The 19,153-nt window shown below is 42.8% G+C and carries 24 protein-coding genes and 1 other annotated feature; of the genes, 2 read left to right on the forward strand and 22 right to left on the reverse strand.

Translation table 11 applies throughout. The features are described from left to right. Positions 1–29: 29 nt before the first annotated feature. From AFK25_RS10850 to nadB, 4 genes are all read right to left on the reverse strand, one after another. Entirely contained in the window at positions 30–950 is a 921-nt protein-coding gene (locus AFK25_RS10850; RefSeq protein WP_019416796.1) for a LysM peptidoglycan-binding domain-containing protein, read from the reverse strand. A 138-nt stretch (positions 951–1,088) separates the two neighbouring features. Further along, positions 1,089–2,192, reverse strand: a complete 1,104-nt coding sequence (nadA, locus tag AFK25_RS10855; RefSeq protein WP_009361718.1) for a quinolinate synthase NadA — start codon at positions 2,190–2,192, stop codon at positions 1,089–1,091. A gap of 12 nt (positions 2,193–2,204) precedes the next feature. Next, positions 2,205–3,035, reverse strand: a complete 831-nt coding sequence (gene nadC / locus AFK25_RS10860) for a carboxylating nicotinate-nucleotide diphosphorylase (RefSeq protein ID WP_009361719.1) — start codon at positions 3,033–3,035, stop codon at positions 2,205–2,207. Continuing rightward, positions 3,032–4,564, reverse strand: a complete 1,533-nt coding sequence (nadB, locus tag AFK25_RS10865) for an L-aspartate oxidase (protein WP_035065559.1) — start codon at positions 4,562–4,564, stop codon at positions 3,032–3,034. Before nadB ends, nadC begins: the two co-directional genes overlap by 4 nt. Positions 4,565–4,655: 91 nt before the next feature. On the opposite strand from nadB, the gene AFK25_RS10870 reads away from it, so the two are divergent. Together AFK25_RS10870 and AFK25_RS10875 are read left to right on the forward strand one after the other, a co-directional pair. After that, positions 4,656–5,792, forward strand: coding sequence for an IscS subfamily cysteine desulfurase (locus AFK25_RS10870; protein WP_035065556.1), 1,137 nt, complete (start codon positions 4,656–4,658; stop codon positions 5,790–5,792). Further along, the gene (locus tag AFK25_RS10875; protein ID WP_019416793.1) at positions 5,789–6,322 is read left to right on the forward strand and encodes a transcription repressor NadR; all 534 of its coding nucleotides are present in this window, start codon (positions 5,789–5,791) and stop codon (positions 6,320–6,322) included. Before AFK25_RS10870 ends, AFK25_RS10875 begins: the two co-directional genes overlap by 4 nt. Positions 6,323–6,332: 10 nt before the next feature. Here AFK25_RS10875 and pheA read toward each other — a convergent pair whose 3' ends face one another. The 18 genes from pheA to AFK25_RS10965 form a co-directional block, all read right to left on the reverse strand. Beyond that, on the reverse strand, positions 6,333–7,196 hold the full coding sequence (gene pheA, locus AFK25_RS10880) for a prephenate dehydratase (protein WP_035065554.1): 864 nt from the start codon (positions 7,194–7,196) through the stop codon (positions 6,333–6,335). Positions 7,197–7,210: 14 nt separating this feature from the next. Next, positions 7,211–7,651, reverse strand: a complete 441-nt coding sequence (locus AFK25_RS10885) for an ACT domain-containing protein (RefSeq protein ID WP_009361724.1) — start codon at positions 7,649–7,651, stop codon at positions 7,211–7,213. Positions 7,652–7,674: 23 nt separating this feature from the next. Continuing rightward, positions 7,675–8,961, reverse strand: a complete 1,287-nt coding sequence (gene obgE, locus AFK25_RS10890; RefSeq protein ID WP_009361725.1) for a GTPase ObgE — start codon at positions 8,959–8,961, stop codon at positions 7,675–7,677. Between the two features lie 25 nt (positions 8,962–8,986). Then, positions 8,987–9,535 (reverse strand): Spo0B C-terminal domain-containing protein, encoded by a 549-nt coding sequence (locus AFK25_RS10895; RefSeq protein WP_049720898.1) that lies wholly within the window; start codon positions 9,533–9,535, stop codon positions 8,987–8,989. Between the two features lie 89 nt (positions 9,536–9,624). After that, positions 9,625–9,915: a 50S ribosomal protein L27 gene (rpmA, locus tag AFK25_RS10900; protein ID WP_003396301.1), complete on the reverse strand. Its 291-nt coding sequence runs from the start codon at positions 9,913–9,915 to the stop codon at positions 9,625–9,627. Between the two features lie 13 nt (positions 9,916–9,928). Next, positions 9,929–10,264 (reverse strand): ribosomal-processing cysteine protease Prp, encoded by a 336-nt coding sequence (locus AFK25_RS10905; protein WP_009361727.1) that lies wholly within the window; start codon positions 10,262–10,264, stop codon positions 9,929–9,931. Between the two features lie 10 nt (positions 10,265–10,274). Continuing rightward, complete coding sequence (rplU, locus tag AFK25_RS10910; RefSeq protein ID WP_009361728.1) at positions 10,275–10,583, reverse strand: 50S ribosomal protein L21; 309 nt, start codon at positions 10,581–10,583, stop codon at positions 10,275–10,277. A gap of 14 nt (positions 10,584–10,597) precedes the next feature. Continuing rightward, positions 10,598–10,676 (reverse strand) — a sequence feature (ribosomal protein L21 leader region). Positions 10,677–10,720: 44 nt separating this feature from the next. Continuing rightward, positions 10,721–11,584, reverse strand: coding sequence for a M50 family metallopeptidase (locus AFK25_RS10915; RefSeq protein WP_035065548.1), 864 nt, complete (start codon positions 11,582–11,584; stop codon positions 10,721–10,723). Further along, entirely contained in the window at positions 11,577–12,308 is a 732-nt protein-coding gene (locus AFK25_RS10920) for a M23 family metallopeptidase (protein WP_009361730.1), read from the reverse strand. The genes AFK25_RS10915 and AFK25_RS10920 overlap by 8 nt, the downstream gene beginning before the upstream one ends. Positions 12,309–12,396: 88 nt before the next feature. Continuing rightward, positions 12,397–13,203, reverse strand: a complete 807-nt coding sequence (minD, locus tag AFK25_RS10925) for a septum site-determining protein MinD (protein ID WP_009361731.1) — start codon at positions 13,201–13,203, stop codon at positions 12,397–12,399. A gap of 2 nt (positions 13,204–13,205) precedes the next feature. After that, positions 13,206–13,856 carry a septum site-determining protein MinC gene (gene minC, locus AFK25_RS10930; protein ID WP_218610409.1) on the reverse strand — a complete coding sequence of 217 codons (651 nt, stop codon included), beginning with the start codon at positions 13,854–13,856 and terminating at the stop codon, positions 13,206–13,208. Between the two features lie 79 nt (positions 13,857–13,935). Beyond that, a complete protein-coding gene (mreD, locus tag AFK25_RS10935; RefSeq protein WP_035065545.1) occupies positions 13,936–14,460 on the reverse strand; it encodes a rod shape-determining protein MreD in 525 nt (174 codons plus the stop codon). Further along, positions 14,457–15,317: a rod shape-determining protein MreC gene (gene mreC / locus AFK25_RS10940; protein ID WP_035065542.1), complete on the reverse strand. Its 861-nt coding sequence runs from the start codon at positions 15,315–15,317 to the stop codon at positions 14,457–14,459. Before mreC ends, mreD begins: the two co-directional genes overlap by 4 nt. Before the next feature lie 19 nt (positions 15,318–15,336). Next, complete coding sequence (locus AFK25_RS10945; protein WP_006320433.1) at positions 15,337–16,359, reverse strand: rod shape-determining protein; 1,023 nt, start codon at positions 16,357–16,359, stop codon at positions 15,337–15,339. Between the two features lie 84 nt (positions 16,360–16,443). Next, a complete protein-coding gene (radC, locus tag AFK25_RS10950; protein ID WP_006320431.1) occupies positions 16,444–17,118 on the reverse strand; it encodes a RadC family protein in 675 nt (224 codons plus the stop codon). Positions 17,119–17,146: 28 nt separating this feature from the next. Further along, positions 17,147–17,716 (reverse strand): Maf family protein, encoded by a 570-nt coding sequence (locus AFK25_RS10955; protein ID WP_035065539.1) that lies wholly within the window; start codon positions 17,714–17,716, stop codon positions 17,147–17,149. Positions 17,717–17,830: 114 nt separating this feature from the next. Next, positions 17,831–18,604, reverse strand: a complete 774-nt coding sequence (locus AFK25_RS10960) for an SPOR domain-containing protein (RefSeq protein WP_035065536.1) — start codon at positions 18,602–18,604, stop codon at positions 17,831–17,833. Positions 18,605–18,710: 106 nt separating this feature from the next. After that, positions 18,711–19,151: a type II secretion system protein gene (locus tag AFK25_RS10965; protein WP_009361738.1), complete on the reverse strand. Its 441-nt coding sequence runs from the start codon at positions 19,149–19,151 to the stop codon at positions 18,711–18,713. Positions 19,152–19,153 lie beyond the last annotated feature (2 nt).

Raw genomic sequence — 19,153 nt, forward strand, 5'->3', positions numbered from 1 at the left:
ATAGTGTCCTTGACATGGGTGCCACTTTATTATTGCCCCTCTTCTTCCTCACGATAAGGAACCGAAAAATACGGATTCATCCCATACGGTTGCCCCTGCCACCCTTGTTGCCATCCGTACGGACTGTACGGCATAGCTGGCTGTGGCATATACATTGGCTGTGGCATCATCGGCACGTTTTCACCATACATTTGTTGTGGATACGGTGCTTGTTGCGGTTGTTGTGAATACTCCCCTGCACCTGTTGGCATTTGCGGCATCATCGGTTGCGACTGTTGAGCATATTCACCTGTTGGCATTTGTGGCATGTATGGTGTCGGTTGTAACTGCTCACCGCATCCGCAATCATCGTTATTCATAGCCCCTTGTGGATACGTCCATGGCATAACAGGATACATCGGTGGAAACCATGGGTAAAAACCGTATCCCGGCATAATCGGTGAAACAGGTATGCATGGCATTGGCATCGGCATAGGCATTGGAACAGGCTGTGGCTGCATCGGTTGTTGCGGTTGTTCTTCCATAATTGGTGCCTGTGTCGTTGGAATCGGTGGGATGTCTGGAAACGGCGGCATCGGCATCTCTTCTTCAGGTTCCATCATATTTGGCATAATATTTGGTGGTTTTGGCGGTAAAAGCGGCATATCTTGTTTCGGTTGTTCTTTTGCGATTGGAATTTCTTTTGCAATTGGTTCAACGTTCACCGGCTGTTGCAACGGTTGCTCCTTTTTGTTTACGTGAATGTCCACATCAACAGAAATATTTTGCGTTTCTTTTTTGACAGGTTTTACTGGAGCTACTGGCGTCGGTACTTTAATTTTCATACCTGGCATAATGTAGTTTGGATCACTTAAATGAGCATTCATTTTTTTTAGCTCTTCAAAATCAACCCCATATTTTTGCGCAATTTTCCAAAGGGTATCTCCTTTTTGAACGATATGAATTTTCACGTGTTTCCCCCTCCTATACTCAGACGTGACGTGTATGTCATGTTCAGCTTGTCGCTACTAGGCTTCAACATAACTTATGAGCGGAAAGCTTTTTTTATGATAAAAATAAAAAAGACCGGCAAAAAAATGCCGATCCGTTTATGCCCGCGCTAACATGCGCTCAAGCGCGAGCATCGCTCCTTCCGCTACATCTTTCGGAACAGTAATGCGATTGACAACTTTCCCTTCAAGCAACGATTCAAGCGCCCAAAGCAAATGTGGTAAATCAATGCGATTCATCGTTAAACATGGACACATATACGGGTTTAACGACACAATTTCTTTATCTGGATGTTGCTGAATCATCCGATTAACTAAATTCATTTCTGTTCCGATGGCCCATTTACTTCCTGACGGTGCTTGAGCGATCGTTTCAATGATATATTTTGTTGAACCTGCATCATCTGCTTGTTGAACAACTTCCCAGCTACATTCTGGATGAACAATAATTTTCATATCCGGCTTTGTTTTTCGGATATGTTCAATATGTTTTACTGTAAAGTTTTCATGAACAGAACAATGTCCTTTCCATAAAATCACTTTAATTTGTTGAACGTCACCGTCGTATAGAAGTGTATTTGTCGCTGGATCCCATACAGCCATTTGTTCAAGTGGAACGCCAAGATCATAAGCTGTATTTCTTCCTAAATGTTGATCAGGCAAAAAGAAAATACGTTCTTTTTGTGTCAACGCCCAAGCGACCATTTTTTTTGCGTTTGATGATGTCACTGTCGCTCCGCCATGCAAACCGACAAACGCTTTAATCGCAGCAGTCGAGTTAACATACGTTAACGGTAAAATCGTATCTCCAAACATTTGTTGTAATATTGGCCATGCTCGCTCTACTTGTTCAATTTCTGCCATATCTGCCATCGAACATCCAGCACGCATATCTGGCAAAATGACGACTTGTTCATCGCTTGTTAAAATATCAGCTGTTTCCGCCATAAAATGCACGCCGCAAAATACAATATATTCAGCTTCTTTATTTTTCGCTGCTACTTGTGCGAGTTGCAATGAATCACCTGTCGCATCCGCAAATTGGATGACTTCATCTTTTTGATAGTGATGTCCTGGAATAAATAAACGTGTGCCAAGCTCTCGTTTGACACGAGCTACGCGTGTTTCCATTTCTTCGACTGACAACTGTTTATACGTCTCCGGCATCGCATCGTGTTGCTGCATGAGTTGTAATACGTTCATCGCTCATTCCTCCTACTGCACGTTTAAACTAATATCTAACGCTTTTGCTGAATGCGTCAACATGCCTAACGAAATATAGTCGACACCTGTATCCCGATATTGCGCGATGTTTTCAAGAGTAATTCCGCCTGAAGCTTCCGTAATGATCGAGGATGGGACGAGTTGAACAAATTCACGAATTTCTTCAGGCGTACGGTTATCAAACATAATGACATCCGCTCCCGCCTCAACCGCCTCGATCACTTGCTGTTTCGTTTCTGTTTCCACTTCAATTTTCACCATATGACCTAGTTGCGAACGGACGCGTTCCACTGCTTTTGTAATCGAACCACAAAACGCAATATGGTTATCTTTAATCATCACTCCATCATATAAGCCGAAACGATGGTTGTATCCGCCGCCACACGTTACAGCATATTTCTCTAACATCCGAAGCCCCGGCGTCGTTTTTCGCGTATCACAAATGCGTGTATGATTGCTGTTTAATGCTCGAACAGCTCGATTTGTCAACGTAGCAATGCCGCTCATACGCTGAAGTATATTTAAAATGACGCGCTCACCTGATAAAATCGGGATGATCGGGCCTGAAACGACTGCGATGACTTCTCCTTTTTTTACGCTTTCCCCATCTCTTTTATATAATTGACATGTGATCGATGGGTGTAATAGCTTATATCCGATGTCAATCACCGATACCCCTGCGATCATTCCATCTTCTTTTGCAACAAATATCGCTCTTCCTTCATCCGCAGGAGAAAAGATCGTTTCGCTCGTTATATCCCGTTCTCCGATATCTTCTAAAAAAAACTGCTTAAGTAGCTCTTTTAACTTTAGCTCATTCAACGGGATCCCTCCTTCATGAGATGTTCTTCTTTCGTGCGGACGATGCGCCGCTTTTCCCAATACGTTCTTTCAAACGGCTCATCACTTCGATAATGAGCCCCTCGGCTTTCTCTTCTTTGTAAAGCTGAAGTCGTCATAAGCCAGCCAACGATTAACATGTATATAATCGTCCGCTTTTCATCATCATGCTCCGGTGCCATGTTGACAAGCTCATCAATCGAATATTGTTCAAACCATTGCTTCGCGTAAAACAATTGGTCATACTCGCGCACGATGCCGACATATTGCGTCATCATACGCTGAATGTCCTCTTTTGTCGGCAACGCAACGCGCACGTTATTTTCTTTTCTTTCGCTTTTCTTTAACGTCAAACGCTGCTCGGTTTTGTTTAACAATTGGAAAGCAACGCGTCGACTAAAGACGAGCGCTTCAAGTAACGAGTTGCTTGCTAAACGGTTCGCTCCGTGCACACCTGTACATGCTGCCTCTCCAACCGCATATAGTCCCGGTAATGTCGTTTCACCATCCACATTCACAACGATGCCCCCCATTAAAAAATGAGCACCTGGGACGACAGGAAGGAGACCGTTGCGCCAATCGATTTGATAGCGTTCACAAAGCGATGTAATCGTCGGAAAACGGGATGAAAAATGCGGAATCATCGAAACATCTAAAAAAACAAAATGACCGTTTTTCATTTCTCGCTCAATCGCTCGAGATACGACGTCGCGCGGCGCTAAATCTTTTTGTGGATGCACTCCGTCCATAACGCGCCGACCGTCATCAGTCACTAACATCGCTCCTTCTCCACGAACCGCTTCCGAAATGAGGCCGACAGCTTTTCCGTCCACATAGAGCATTGTTGGATGGAATTGCACAAATTCCATATCCGCCACAGCCGCGCCCGCTCGATATGCCATCGCAATGCCATCGCCCGTTGCCGTTTCTGCGTTTGATGTAAACGCATACAACTGTCCAATTCCACCTGTTGCGATCACGATCGCGCTCGCTGTATACGTTCCATTTTTCGTCTGTACGCCCACACAACGTCCATCGGAAACGAGCAAATCAATGACAGGATCGTTTTCAATAAACGTCACGCGGTTAGAAAGCTTTTCAAATAAAAATGAAACCATGTTTTTTCCTGTCGCATCGCCTCCCGCATGTAAAATGCGCCTCATGCGGTGCGCCCCTTCTTGCCCGAAAAGCAATTGGCCATGCTCATCTACATCAAATGAAAAACCGAGGTTTATAAACTGTTGAATGGCCTCGCGTCCTTCTTGAACTAAAATGCGTACCGCTTCCTCGTCATTATGCTCACATCCAGCAATCATCGTATCTGTATAATGAGATAACCAATGATCGTCAGGATGAATGGCAGCCGCGACTCCCCCTTGAGCAAGCCAAGAGTTGCTCGTTTCTTTTTTTGACTTCGTGAAAATAATCACATTTTTATGCTCGCATAAATGGTAAGCAACCATTAACGCTGCAAGGCCGCTACCGACGATAATCACATCCGCTTCACGCATGGATGTTCCTCCATTTCATACTGTCTTGACACCTATATTGACATATATTTAAACTGATGACAAGACTTTTGTTTTGGAAGTGGTGAACGAGATGATTTATTTAGATTACGCAGCAACAACACCAATGAGTGAAGAAGCTTTAGCCGTTTATGTACAAAGTGCGAGAACATATTTTGGAAATGCAAGCAGCCTTCATGATGTCGGAACAGCTGCAAACGAATTGCTTACGATTTGTCGCAAACAACTCGCTCAACTCATTCGTGGCGAAGAAAAAGGAATATATTTTACAAGCGGAGGAACAGAAGCGAACGTTCTCGCCATTCGTTCGCTCGCTTACGCCCATCGCCATAAAGGGAAACATATCATTACATCAAGCGTCGAGCACGCTTCCGTTCACGCTGTATGCGCGCAACTTGAACAAGAAGGATTTACCGTGACGTACGTGCCAGTCGATCGCTTCGGACAAGTGGATATCGGGGCACTTGAACGGGCATTAACGGACGAAACCATTCTCGTTTCTATTCAACATGCGAATTCTGAAATTGGTACAATTCAACCGTTGCAACAAATCGGTGAATTATTAAAAGAAAAACAAATTATCTTTCATAGCGATTGTGTACAAACTTTTGGTAAAATACCGATAGATGTGAAACAACTTCACCTCGATAGCATATCGATCGCTAGCCATAAAATTTATGGTCCGAAAGGGGTCGGGGCTGTATATATAAACCCGCGCGTACGTTGGCATATGTGGTTGCCAAACACCACACATGAAGGCGGATTTCGTCCCGGAACAGTAAACGTCCCTGGCATCGCTTCCTTCACAACCGCAGCGATCGAAGCGGAAAAAAAGCGAGAAACGGTTCAACAAAATATGAACGAATTGCGGCGTTATTTTGTTGAACAAATTGCGAAAAAACAACTGTCCATCACCGTGTTTGAACATCCAACAGATCAATTACCACATATTGTTGGCTGTCTCGTTCACGGATTTGAAGGACAATATGTGATGTTACATTGCAATCGTCACGGCATTGCGATTTCTACCGGAAGCGCATGTCAAGTTGGAAAGCAAGCACCATCAAAAACGATGATCGCCATCGGGAAAGAAGAAGACGAAGCAAAGCAATTTATTCGTCTATCATTTGGGATGCATACGACAAAAAGCGAGGTCGAAGAGGTTGTTTCCGTACTTGAACAGCTTCAAAAAGAAAGGATGTCACGATGAAAAAAGAGAGAAAACTGCTAGGGGAAGAACGACGAACACTTATTTTGCAATGGTTAAAAGAAACGAAACGCCCGATGACAGGAACGGAATTGGCTAACAAAACGAACGTAAGCCGCCAAGTGATCGTTCAAGATATTTCGCTATTAAAAGCAAAAAACGAACCGATTATTGCAACAAGCCAAGGGTACTTATATTTATCGCCTTCCTCCACCAACATGTATACGCGCGTCATCGCTTGTTGTCACACGCCAGAACAGGCGAAAGACGAACTATATACAATTGTCGACTATGGCGTCACGGTTAAAGACGTAAAAATTGAGCATCCGGTATATGGGGATTTAACAGCATCCATTATGGTTAGCAATCGGTTAGAAGTCGATGAATTTATTCGAAAAATTAACGAAACGAAATCCGCCTATTTATCTCAACTGACCGATGGTGTTCATTTGCACACACTTGAAGCAGATTCCATAGAAAAACTTGATGAAGCATGTGCCGCATTAAAACAAGCGCGGTTTTTGATTGAATAAAAACATCCCTTCACACGAGGGATGTTTTTTTTACCATATAATATGGATAACTACCTAATATTTGCACTGTACAGCCAAGTGCTTCCAGTTCAGCAATCGCCCCAGGGATTAAAATGTCGTCCATTTTTTGATCAATATCAATAATGAAAAAATAGTTTCCTAACCCTGTCTTCGCTGGGCGGGATTCAATTTTTGTCAAGTTCAGTTTTCGCCATGCGAACGCTGATAACACTTGATGAAGCGCCCCGGCCTGATCTTTTGGCAACATGACCATTAACGTCGTTTTAAACCCATCTTCTTTATCTGTCACAGGCAACAAATAACGCTCGCGATGCAAAACAATGAAGCGCGTATGGTTGTAGTCATAGTCATGAATGTTTTCTTTCGCAATCGCTAAACCGTATTGTTTCGCGGCGAGACGATTGCCAATCGCCGCCATCTTTCCTTCTGGATGCTCACTTACGTATTTTGCTGCTGCGCTTGTTGATGTGACGTATTCATATGTGGCGTGCTTTAAATGACGATGTAAAAACTTATGGCATTGGGCGATCGCATGCGAATGAGAATAAATGCGTTCAACATACATCCAATGCTCCAATTGAGATGGATGTACGAGCAAATGTTGCTCAATCGGCGCAATAATTTCCCCAACAATTGGTAAATTACATTCGTGAATTAAATAGTCGATCGTCAAATTCACAGAACCTTCTAGCGCATTTTCAAGCGGAACAACAGCTAGTTCAACTTCTCCGTCACGTACAGCATCCATACATTGTGGAATCGTATGATATGGAACGTTTCGTATATGAGGAAAAACCGCTTCAACAGCTGCATGCGTAAACGTCCCTTCTGGTCCTAAATATCCTATTTTCACAATCCTTCCCCTCTCTACGCCCCTGAACCGAGAATTTCTACTTTTTCAACAAAAGGCAACTGTTTTAATTGCGAAAGTAACTCATCGATTGTTATCGCCATCTCGCTCGTACTAACGGACAACGTGACGTTTGCCCGCCCTTGAAGCGGAATCGTTTGGTGAATCGTAAGAACGTTGCAATTTGCCGCGGCAACGACGCTTAATAGCTTCGAAAGGGTGCCTGAGCGGTCTTCTAAATGGAAAAAAAGCGTAATAATCTGTTCCCGAACCATCGTATGAAACGGAAAAACAGCGTCACGATATTTATAAAAAACGCTTCGGCTGACATCGACAAGCTGTACAGCGTCAGCAACAGAATCAACTTTTTTTCGTTCAATTAATTCTTTTGCCGCCAACACTTTTTTCATGGCTTCAGGCAATACATCTTCTCGCACTAAATAAAATTTTTTATCCACCGCACAAGCTTCCCCCTTTCGCATTAGTCGACAAATTCAAATTCGTAATTCAACAGTTTGACAATATCCCCATCTTTTGCTCCGCGAGCACGCAACGCATCATCGACGCCAAGCGAACGCAATTGCCGCGCAAAGCGACGCACCGACTCTTCTCTTGAAAAATCGGTCATTTTAAACAGCTTTTCAATTTTTTCTCCCGATAAAATAAACGTTCCATCATCATCACGCGTAATATGAAACGGTGCTTCTTCTTTTTCCAATTTGTAAACGACGCGATGAATCGCTTCTTCTTCTTGTGGATAAAGCGGAAATTCTGGCGTCGTTTCAAGCAGATCAGCAATCGCAAATAACAGTTCGCGCAACCCTTGGCGTGTCACTGCTGAAATCGGGAAAATCGGCACATCGTCTTTTAGCTTTTCTTTAAATTCACGCAAATGTTGTTCCGCGTTTGGCATATCCATTTTATTCGCAACAATAATTTGCGGTCGCTCTGTAAGGCGCAAATTATATTGTTTTAATTCTTCGTTAATGACTAAATAATCTTCGTACGGGTCTCGTCCTTCTATGGCAGCCATATCAATGACGTGAACGATGACGCGCGTCCGCTCAATATGACGTAAAAATTGATGTCCAAGTCCAACACCTTGATGCGCTCCTTCGATAAGCCCCGGCAAATCGGCCATCACAAAACTGCGGCCGTCTTCTGTTTCAACGACACCTAAATTCGGAACGATCGTTGTAAAATGATAGTCTGCAATTTTCGGTTTTGCCGCTGAAACGACGGACAATAGCGTCGATTTGCCAACGCTCGGAAAGCCGACAAGTCCAACGTCCGCGAGCAATTTTAATTCCAGCGTCACGTATCGTTCTTGACCTGGTTCACCATTTTCAGCAATTTCTGGAGCCGGATTCGATGCGGTCGCAAAGCGAGTGTTTCCGCGTCCACCTCGTCCGCCTTTCGCTACGACAAATCGTTGGCCATGCTCTGTTAAATCCGCAATGACTTCTTTCGTTTCATCGTCAATGACAACCGTTCCTGGTGGCACTTTCACAATTAAATCTTCTGCGTTTTTTCCGTGTTGATTTTTCGACATGCCATGTTCGCCGCGCGGCGCTTTAAAATGGCGTTGGTAGCGGAAATCCATTAACGTACGCAATCCTTCATCAACAACAAATACGACATCGCCACCTTTTCCGCCATCTCCTCCAGCCGGTCCGCCTTTTGGTACGTATTTTTCGCGTCGAAACGCGACCATTCCGTTTCCACCGTCGCCACCTTTCACATATATTTTCACTTGATCAACAAACATCGTTTTTCTCCTCCGATCTTTTCATCTACTCAACAAGATGAATGATTGCACATATTGTTAGTTCATGTTCATGAATTGCATGTTCACAAAGCGTAAACGCATCATATTGATTATGCTTTTGAATCCATTGTTTTACCATCTCAAGCTCATGAAGCATACCACGGTAATCAAAAAAGAGCCGCACATCGTTTTCTGTTAAATCAATTGTAATCGTTACATAGTTTTCGACATGTGGAGAAGAACATTCCTCAAGCATATGTAAAAATCGTTGACACCACGTAGCGAGCATATGATCATATGCATGTAATGAACGTGGCTCTCCTAACACTTCATACTCTAGTTGAATGTGGCGTGCTTGCCAATGGTACGTCATCAGCAGTTCAGCGAACCGTTCTGTTTGTAAATTCGTGAGCTTCGCTTCATTTTCTGCTTCAATGATAATTTGTTGAATTATTTCATTGACGCGATCGATGCGCTGTAAAGATAAATTTCCTTTAATTAATTGGATTTTATTGAGCCAATCGTGTCGGGAATGACGCAATGCCTCTACAATCGTCCACCGCTTCTCCATCATTCATTCTCCCATAAACAGTTTGACTATAATTATAACATACGCCAACAAAAAGAAAACCCTAACCAAGTCGGTTAGAGTTTTCCACTTCCTTATGCTTCTTTCACAACAGGATATACGCTCACTTTTTTACGATCGCGACCCATGCGCTCAAAACGAACGATGCCGTCAACTTTCGCATAAAGTGTGTCGTCGCCACCGCGTCCCACGTTTAATCCTGGGTAAATTTTTGTTCCGCGTTGACGATAAAGAATAGAACCGCCTGTAACGAATTGACCGTCTGCACGCTTCGCGCCAAGACGTTTTGCGATCGAATCACGACCGTTCTTTGTTGAACCTACCCCTTTTTTCGATGCGAAAAACTGAAGATCTAAACGTAACATGCCGTGTCACCTCCTACAACGTTTTCGTCGTTATTTTGACGTATTTCCCGTAATCACGCTCAATCGTTTGGAGCGACACGATCATCCCTTCAAGAAGAAGCTGCACATCGGCTAATACTTTTGCATCTTCAATTGTCGGAAGTTCACAATGAAGATAGCCGTCTTTTCCTTGTTGAATGATCGGTTTCACATTCGTCAACGCAACGATTGCATTAACCGCACCAAACGAAATGGCTGATACACCGGCACATACAATATCTTGGCCACGCTTCGCAAACTGAGCGTGTCCGCTAATCGTAAAGGAACGAATCGTCCCTTCCACCGTTCGATTAATCGTTATACGAATCATCGCTTACGCCTTATGCGTTAATTTTTTCGATCACAACTTTTGTGTATGGTTGGCGATGACCTTGTTTACGACGATAGTTTTTCTTTGGCTTATATTTGAAAACGATGATCTTCTTTTGACGACCATGTTTTTCAACTTTCGCCGTTACTGTTGCGCCAGCGACTGTAGGATTGCCAACTTTGACATTTTCGCCACCTACAAATAACACTTTGTCAAATGTTACTGTTTCGCCTTCTGCTGCATCAATTTTCTCGATGTAAATCGCTTGGCCTTCTTCTACTTTAATTTGTTTTCCACCAGTTTCAATAATCGCGTACATATTTGCACCTCCTAAATTAGACTCAGACTCGCCAGCTGTGAGGCGGTTCAAGCGAACGCTTAAATAGCCTTAGCTGAGCGGTTGTAGCACGGGTGCTACACAACATAGAAGATGATAGCATAAAAAGAAAACAATTGTCAATACGTATAAAGCAAATGGCCGATCGGTTCATTCGTTCGTTTCTCATGAAAATAAGCGTACAACAATTCGTTTTCATCAAGCTCCATTTCCATTCGATTTTTCTTTACGATAATCGCATGTTTTTTTCCACGATGAAATAAGAGAAGAACGTGAAATAACGAATCATTTGCATCCACGACAAGTCGCTTTAACGCTCGATATTCGACCCGTTTTCCGTAATATCGTTCCAACAAAAAACGCATCCATACATACGGACGTTGCTTCCATTCCATCCAAATGGCATGCGCTAAAAAGCAGGCGATGATCCATAAATTGATGTGCAATGGAGCATGGATCAATAAAGCGACAAAACAAATGACTAAAAAAAAGACGGAAGCATAAAGCGTTTGTTCGTGCGCCCGGCGAAATGATGTGCGCGCCGTACGATACAAAAAAAAGAGCTTCCCTCCATCAAGCGGCCAAATAGGCAATAAGTTAATGAGTAAAATAGATACATTATATTCCATTAGTTGTTGGTACCATTCATTAGATAACATGTTTGCCTCATGAGCGATATACGCAATAAAAAAAATACATATATGCTGAAACGGTCCCGCTAATGTCACGATCAATTCTTCATGAAACGGTCGATTGCCGTGTTCATCCATTTCAGCCACTCCGCCAAACGGCAAAAGTAAAATGCGTTTTACACGCCATGAAAACATATGCGCTGCGACAACGTGTCCTAGTTCGTGCCAAAGCACAATCCAAAACAATAAAAGAAGTGTCTGAAATTGTGCAGTCATAACGGCAATAAGCGCAACAACCCAAAAAAGCGGATGAATATGAATGTTTATAAAAATAGATAACCATTTATTCAAAGGAAATCACCTGAACTGGATCAATAAAATGATCCCCTTGCTTCACAGCAAAATAAAACAAACCTTTATGATCGTTCGTTTCCGCTCTCCCCACTTCTTTTCCTGCCTCAATAAAGTCATACAACTTCACCGAAATAGCGGATAACTTTCCGTACCACGTTTCACTTCCATCCGCATGTTGAATAATGACTGTTTTTCCGTACGGTTCTTTCACTCCTGCAAATACGACAATTCCTTCTTCGACTGCTTTAATGGCTTGATCGGTTTCAATGACAATGCCTTGTCCATTATGTTCAAACGTTTCCACGACGCGCGCTGAAGCTGGAAAGGCATATGCGGCTGTTGTTGTCTCTTGTTGTTTGTTTACGTTAAAAAACGCAAGTGGCTTACCAAATGTTTTTTCGTACCATTGTGCAACTGTCGCAAATTGAAAATCTTTTGCCATCGCTTGTTTCACAAACGTACGCGCACCTTCAACTTTCGGAGAGTCATATTGAAATAAAATCGCAACGCCAAAAAACAAAAGAGCTGACAGAAAACTTTTCAATAAAAATATATCTTTGCGAAAAAGTGGCGGTTCTCGCTCCCCATCGTACGTCACAACTGTCGGATTCCCATATTTTTCTTCTTCACTCCAATTTGTCATCATCGTTTGAACGTAACGTTCACGTTCCTTTTTTCGCTTGGCGATTCGCTTTCGAATATGTTCAATTCGATCGCTCACATTCCCACACCCCTCTCGTCCGATTTGTATTATATGTATGGGGAAATGGAGAAGATATGAATGAAAAAAGCACCTCCAAACGGAAGTGCTAACGCGCGCTAAATAGCTTTTTTATTTTCGAGAAAAAGCCTTTTTGTTCTTCATCATCGAGCGACATCAGCGGTACGGATTCACCGAGAAGACGACGGGCGATGTTGCGATATGCTAAAGACGCTTTACTGTTCGGATCAAGCACGATCGGTTCACCATTATTTGACGCTTTAATGACATGTTCGTCATCAACTATAATCCCAAGTAAATCAATGGATAAGTGCATCACAATTTCATCAATATCTAACATATCATGGTTTTTTAACATATGGCTACGAATGCGATTAATAATTAAACGCGGTCGTTTCATATGCTCTTCTTTTTCAAGTAAACCAATAATTCGATCAGCATCGCGCACAGCTGAAATGTCCGGCGTCGTCACAACGATCGCTTCATCAGCTCCAGCAACAGCATTTTTATATCCTTGTTCAATGCCTGCTGGACAATCAATTAAAATGTAATCGTAATCTTGTCTTAAATCGTCAATGAGCTGTTTCATTTGCTCTGGTGTGACAGCCGATTTGTCACTCGTTTGGGCAGCTGGCAATAAATATAAACGATCTTCAAATCGTTTATCTTTCACAAGCGCTTTTTGAATCGTGCAACGTCCTTCGACGACATCGACAAGATCGTAAATAATGCGATTTTCAAGCCCCATAATGACATCAAGGTTGCGCAAACCGATATCGGTGTCAACGAGACAGACACGCTTTCCTAATAGCGCTAGCGCTGTTCCGAGATTTGCCGTCGTTGTCGTTTTGCCAACGCCGCCTTTTCCAGAAGTAATAACAATCGCTTCTCCCACTGTCAAAAACTCCTTTCTAACCGGGTTAAATTCGGACGTAAATGCGTCAATAGCTGGAGTCGATCGACAACAATTTGATCATGTTCATCAATATAAGCGCACTCCATTTCATTTCCTTCATCGCTACGATAGTCTGGTGCTCGGTTCATCACATCACTAATGCGCAACTGTGTCGGTTTCATCACTGATGCAGCGATAATGGCTTGACGGTTTCCTTCATACCCAGCATGCGCAATGCCGCGCAATGCTCCTAATATAAAAATATTTCCTGTTGCAATGACCGTCCCACCAGGATTTACATCACCGATTAAAAGTAAGTCTCCATCGACGTGTAGCACTTGTCCAGAACGAATGATTTTCGCGACCGATACAATTTCACTTTTCTTTTTCCATTCCAACGCTTCTTGCTTCGTCATGACATTGCTTACAATCGAGTGGACAATTAAATGTTTCTTTGCTCGAATCACATCGCGCAATCGTTCTTCTTGTTCACGCGTCAAATATCTGTTACCAACATGAACGTGCACAGCAACAAGCGGCCCTTCTTCGTCGCGTGTTGTTGTCGTCAATAACTCATCCACTTGTTTTAACAATTCATCATAGGCACACGTATCATCAAGATGCAACGTCAGCCCTTCTTTCGTCCCTTTCATCGACACATATGGTCTTTTTTCCTTGCCAGCCACGACTTTCACCTCAATGAATAGTTCTCCGCATTTTTCTTGTATTCCTTCATACTGGCGACGATTCGTCCCGCTTCTCACACCACTTAAGCAGCAATTGCTTTAACGGATAAGCAATAACTAAAATAACAATCGTATGAATAAATAGCGTTGGTAAAAAGCGCGACTGCAAAAATGTTGGAACAGGCATCGTCGTCCGGCTAATAACGAGTTGAATGACATATGCGTACCATTCCACACATGCAATGGCAACAATCGCAAAAAAGGAGGCTGTCCATGCATTTTTATGAAAAACGTTCATCGCTTTCGCAATTAAATAAGCGACGAGCGCAAAGGCAAACGCATAAGCGCCTAATAATTCCGTATATGCCACATCATACAACAGCCCAAAGATAAATCCGTACGTCATTCCTTCTGCTTGTCCAATAAAAATCGTAATAAACACAATTAAAATAAGCAAAATACGCGGAACGAGCAAATAAACATCAAATAACGGATACGGAAAAAATTGCACAATAATGCTTTCCAATAAAAACATAACGGTCACAAGAGAAGGGAGAAAAAAACGTCTCATTGTCCTTCCTCCTCTTGTGACATTTCAATTTTTCGTTTCACGATGATTACATCATCAATGTCATAAAAATTCGCTGCTGGCTTGATATAGGCAATTTGTGTCAGCCCGTACTCATCCGCAACGACTTCTTCCACTTCTCCGATAAATAATCCTTTTGGAAAAATCCCGCCAAGTCCTGATGTAAATACACGCTGCCCTTTATTTATTTTCGCATCATATGGAATGCGTTTGAGCAGCAATGCTTCCCGTTCTTCGTCGTATCCTTCGATTAAACCGAATACGTTTTCATCTCCTTGAATAAATGCAGAGATGCGATTTTGTCGATCGTTTGCACTCAAAAGTTGCACCGTTGCGCTAAATGGTGAGACGCTGCGCACTTTACCAATGATTCCTTGAGGCGTAATGACCGCCATATCTTTTTTCACACCGTGTTGAGATCCTTTATTTACAATTAACGTCTCTTCCCAACGATCTGGATTGCGCCCGATCACCGTCGCTTGAATGGCGACAAAATCACGTAAACTTTCTTTTTTATCAAGCAGCTCACGTAAACGTTCGTTTTCTTTTTTGAGCGATTCCACCTCGGATTGCAAAAGAACGTATTGCTCTAAGTGCGCTTTTAACTGCTTGTTTTCTTCATATGTATGGCGCAAATCGTTCACATTTTCAAAGAAGCCCGCAACGAGCTGTGCGGGCTTGTGCACGATAGATTGCATAAAAACAACGGTGTCTTTCGCGAATTTTTCCATCCACGTTAATTCATTTCGTTCTTTTAACGAAAAACCAATGAGAGCCACGAGTACCATGATGCTAACAAGCAATATAATTAGCCGTTTATTTAAGAAAAATTTCGGCATAACGACACCTTCTTACGCATTAGCGATGGTCTCGCGCTTTATTTTTAAATAAATGAATATGGTCGAGCGCTTTTCCTGTACCGATCGCGACGCAATCGAGCGGATTTTCAGCAATAATAACTGGCATGTTCGTTTCTTGGCTAATGACTTTATCTAAATTGCGCAATAACGCTCCTCCACCCGTTAACACAATTCCACGATCCATAATATCTGCAGCAAGTTCTGGCGGCGTTTTTTCAAGCGTATTTTTTACGGAATCAACAATGGCATATACCGTATCGCGCAACGCTTCAGCGATTTCTTCCGCATGAATTTCAATCGTTTTCGGTAAGCCTGTTAATAAGTCGCGACCGCGAATTTCCATGCTTCCGATCCCTTCCGGATTGCCTGCCGACCCAATTTCGACTTTAATCGCTTCCGCTGTGCGCTCCCCAATCATTAAATTGTACGTTTTGCGAATATATTGAATAATGGCTTCATCCATTTCATCACCAGCGACACGAATCGACTGGCTCGTAACGATGCCACCTAAAGAAATGACAGCGACTTCCGTTGTGCCACCCCCGATATCGACAACCATGCTTCCTGTTGGCTCCCATACAGGCAAATTCGCACCAATTGCCGCCGCAAACGGTTCTTCGATCGTGTAAGCGTCGCGAGCCCCTGCTTGTCTCGTTGCGTCAATGACAGCACGCTCCTCGACTGCCGTAATACCTGACGGCACGCACACCATCACGTATGGCTTTCCAGCAAACAATCCGCTATTTTTCGTCGCTTGTTTAATATAGTACTTCATCATAATGGCTGTCGTTTCGTAATCAGCGATCACTCCATCTTTCATTGGCCGAAGCGCCACAACGTTTCCTGGCGTACGTCCGATCATTTGTTTCGCTTCATTTCCAACGGCAACAATTTGTTTCGTATCTTTTTGTAGCGCAACGACAGAAGGCTCGCGCAAAACGATTCCTTTTCCTTTCACGTATACAAGCGTATTGGCAGTACCCAAATCTATTCCGAGATCTCTTGATCCAATTCCAAACATGTTCGTATCTTCCTTTCTGAAACAAAATGCTTTCAAAAACTCATGACATTTATTATAACGCAATTACAATGAAAAGAGAATGATTTACACATATCCTTTTTCTTTTAAACTCACATATGTTTTATCACCAATAATTAAATGGTCAAGCAGCTCAATGCCAACGAGACGGCCGCATTCTACGAGCCTTCGCGTCACTTCAATATCTTCGCGGCTCGGCGTCGGATCCCCTGATGGATGATTGTGAATGCAAATGATCGAAGCAGCAGAACGTTTAATCGCTTCTTTATACACTTCGCGCGGATGGACGATCGATGCATTTAAACTGCCGATAAATACTGTCTTTTTATGCATCACTTGATTTTTCGTATTTAAATATAGCACAACGAAATGTTCTTGGCTTAAAAAACGCATATCTTCCATGACGTAACGCGCACCGTCTTCCGGAGAACGAATGACGTAACGATCATCGTATTGAAGTTGATGCACGCGTCGGCCAAGTTCAAGCGCTGCAATAATTTGGATCGCTTTTGTTTTTCCGATCCCTTTAATGCTTGTCATTTCTTCAATCGTTGCATCTTTTAGCTGACGAAGTCCTTCAAAATGGGTAAGTAAATGTTGCGCAAGCGTAAGAACGGAATATTGTTTCGTACCCGTGCGAAGCAAAATAGCTAACAATTCTTGATTGGATAAACTTTGCGGTCCTTCAGAAAGCAAGCGTTCACGCGGGCGCTCATCGGGCGGAACATGACGAATAAGCATACGTCCCCCCCTCTATTTTAACCTTTTTTTAACGAAATGGATAAAATCCGAATTTTTTTAATTCGCGAGCGAGCCTTGCAATCGGCAAACCAACAACGGAAAAATAGTCGCCGTCAATCTTTTTCACAAAAAGCGCCCCACGTTGTTGAATGCCGTATGCGCCCGCTTTATCGAGCGGTTCTTTCGTTGCAATATATGCCCAAATATCTTCATCTGTAAGCGGCCAAAACGTGACGTCCGTTTTTTCTGTGAAAGTGACACACTCTTTTTCCGTACAAATGGCGACACCTGTCCATACTTCATGTGTCGTTCCTGATAAACGTTTTAACATCCGAAAGGCGTCTTGTTCGCTTGTCGGCTTTCCAAGCACCTCATTTTCACATACAACGATCGTATCAGCACCGATGACGCACGCGTCGCTTTTTTGTTGCCATACTGCATTTGCTTTTTTATGTGCGAGCTGCTGTACAATTTCACTTGGGGATAAATCGGCATCAAATGATTCATCGACATCGCTGACGAGGATGTCAAACGGAAGTCCAAGCATACGAAGAAGTTGTTTTCGACGAGGAGAACTAGAAGCTAACACAAGTTGCATCGTCATCACCTTTCTGTCATGAGCGTTTGTTTCAAGGAAGATACAATTGTATCGTACCAAATTTATACACAATATACAATGGTTCGACAAAGAAAAAAAGAAGCTGCGCGCTTCTTATTGTAAAACATTTAATAAATGTTGTTGTGCAATCCATAATTGTGATTGATCGTTTGTTTGACGAAAAGCGAAAAGCGCTTCATACGCTTTTTTCATATGTTCATCTTGAAACGAATACGACTGGAGTTGCTTCCATTGTTCATTTGAAAACGGTTGTCCATTCAACAATAAGCTAATTGCTGAAACGATCGTCATAAACGGCTCCTTTTCTTTTTCTTCTACCGATATGTTCCATGTTTTCACGTATGTGTCAACTCCAAGCGGTTCGTATAAGCTCGCGATTTTCTTTGCCTCCTCTTTCGTCAATGCCATGCCTAAAAAGACGTAAATCGGTTGTTTTCCTACCATGACGCTTGGACGATGTTGCCCTTTTATTTTTTGCACGTACGCTTTCGCCGCTTCCGTATCTTGAAACACCCCACCTTGAACGACAAAAACGGTTGCTGTCGGTTTCATCATTGGCTCTTCTTCCTTTTGTTCTTGCTGCAATGTGGCGGTCGAAGGAGTTTCGGTTGTCGGAATGATCGTTAATACAAATAAACCAAAGCTTGTCCCAAGAACGACAGCTAAAGCAATCGCTAGCAAAAACGAACGCCAAGGTGATCGTTTTTTATATCGTTTACTATCAAATTGGATCGAATCATCTTGTTTTTCATGCCTTTCATCGCTCTCATCACTTGTCCATTGCGGTAATACGTTCGTCGCTGTCGTATACGGTTGTTCTTTTCCATTCACTTTAATCACAATTGCTTTTTTCGCTGGCTTGTCCATTTTTTCTCCCTCCCGCTGTCATTCTTCGGTCATCGTAACATAAAAGAAGAAAAAAAAAACGAGACATTTGTCGTCTCGTCGCGGAAGGTTTTCGTCAAATTTCGCACTACCGATCTTGAATGTCATTTATCGACAACTGATCGACAGGTACGCCATTTTCTTTACAAATTTGCTTCGTTTCCCCTTTTAAACAAACCGCATACGCAATCGTACCGTCATGTTGTTTCGTCACAATGACATACGAATCATCATTTGGGGGCAACCGTTTCGATGTGTACGGATCAATGATTCCCTCAAGAACGCCATCGTCAACTAATTGTTTGTACGTTAATATCTCACTTTCATTTGGCGTTAAAAACTCTACTTTTTGTGCACCAACGTGAAGTCGTGCCGCCTCGTATAGCGAATACGCTGTCGCGACAAACGCTCGATCACGTGACTTTTTAATGACTTCAACGACAGACACGGTCGCAATCATGACTAAAATACTTAAAATAACAATGACGGCTAACAGCTCGATTAACGTCATTCCGCGCTCATTTTGCATCC

This window comes from Anoxybacillus gonensis, from assembly GCF_001187595.1.
GTDB classification, from domain to species: domain Bacteria; phylum Bacillota; class Bacilli; order Bacillales; family Anoxybacillaceae; genus Anoxybacillus; species Anoxybacillus gonensis.

Excerpts from the sequence above, each read along its gene's own strand:
- nadA (WP_009361718.1), bottom strand. The coding sequence starts at position 2,192 with ATGAACGTATTACAACTCATGCAGCAACACGATGCGATGCCGGAGACG.
- nadB (WP_035065559.1), bottom strand. The coding sequence starts at position 4,564 with ATGCGTGAAGCGGATGTGATTATCGTCGGTAGCGGCCTTGCAGCGTTA.
- AFK25_RS10870 (WP_035065556.1), top strand. The coding sequence starts at position 4,656 with ATGATTTATTTAGATTACGCAGCAACAACACCAATGAGTGAAGAAGCT.
- AFK25_RS10875 (WP_019416793.1), top strand. The coding sequence starts at position 5,789 with ATGAAAAAAGAGAGAAAACTGCTAGGGGAAGAACGACGAACACTTATT.
- obgE (WP_009361725.1), bottom strand. The coding sequence starts at position 8,961 with ATGTTTGTTGATCAAGTGAAAATATATGTGAAAGGTGGCGACGGTGGA.
- AFK25_RS10895 (WP_049720898.1), bottom strand. The coding sequence starts at position 9,535 with ATGATGGAGAAGCGGTGGACGATTGTAGAGGCATTGCGTCATTCCCGA.
- rpmA (WP_003396301.1), bottom strand. The coding sequence starts at position 9,915 with ATGTTACGTTTAGATCTTCAGTTTTTCGCATCGAAAAAAGGGGTAGGT.
- AFK25_RS10905 (WP_009361727.1), bottom strand. The coding sequence starts at position 10,264 with ATGATTCGTATAACGATTAATCGAACGGTGGAAGGGACGATTCGTTCC.
- rplU (WP_009361728.1), bottom strand. The coding sequence starts at position 10,583 with ATGTACGCGATTATTGAAACTGGTGGAAAACAAATTAAAGTAGAAGAA.
- minC (WP_218610409.1), bottom strand. The coding sequence starts at position 13,856 with ATGAAAGGGACGAAAGAAGGGCTGACGTTGCATCTTGATGATACGTGT.
- mreD (WP_035065545.1), bottom strand. The coding sequence starts at position 14,460 with ATGAGACGTTTTTTTCTCCCTTCTCTTGTGACCGTTATGTTTTTATTG.
- mreC (WP_035065542.1), bottom strand. The coding sequence starts at position 15,317 with ATGCCGAAATTTTTCTTAAATAAACGGCTAATTATATTGCTTGTTAGC.
- AFK25_RS10945 (WP_006320433.1), bottom strand. The coding sequence starts at position 16,359 with ATGTTTGGAATTGGATCAAGAGATCTCGGAATAGATTTGGGTACTGCC.
- radC (WP_006320431.1), bottom strand. The coding sequence starts at position 17,118 with ATGCTTATTCGTCATGTTCCGCCCGATGAGCGCCCGCGTGAACGCTTG.
- AFK25_RS10955 (WP_035065539.1), bottom strand. The coding sequence starts at position 17,716 with ATGCAACTTGTGTTAGCTTCTAGTTCTCCTCGTCGAAAACAACTTCTT.
- AFK25_RS10960 (WP_035065536.1), bottom strand. The coding sequence starts at position 18,604 with ATGGACAAGCCAGCGAAAAAAGCAATTGTGATTAAAGTGAATGGAAAA.
- AFK25_RS10965 (WP_009361738.1), bottom strand. The coding sequence starts at position 19,151 with ATGCAAAATGAGCGCGGAATGACGTTAATCGAGCTGTTAGCCGTCATT.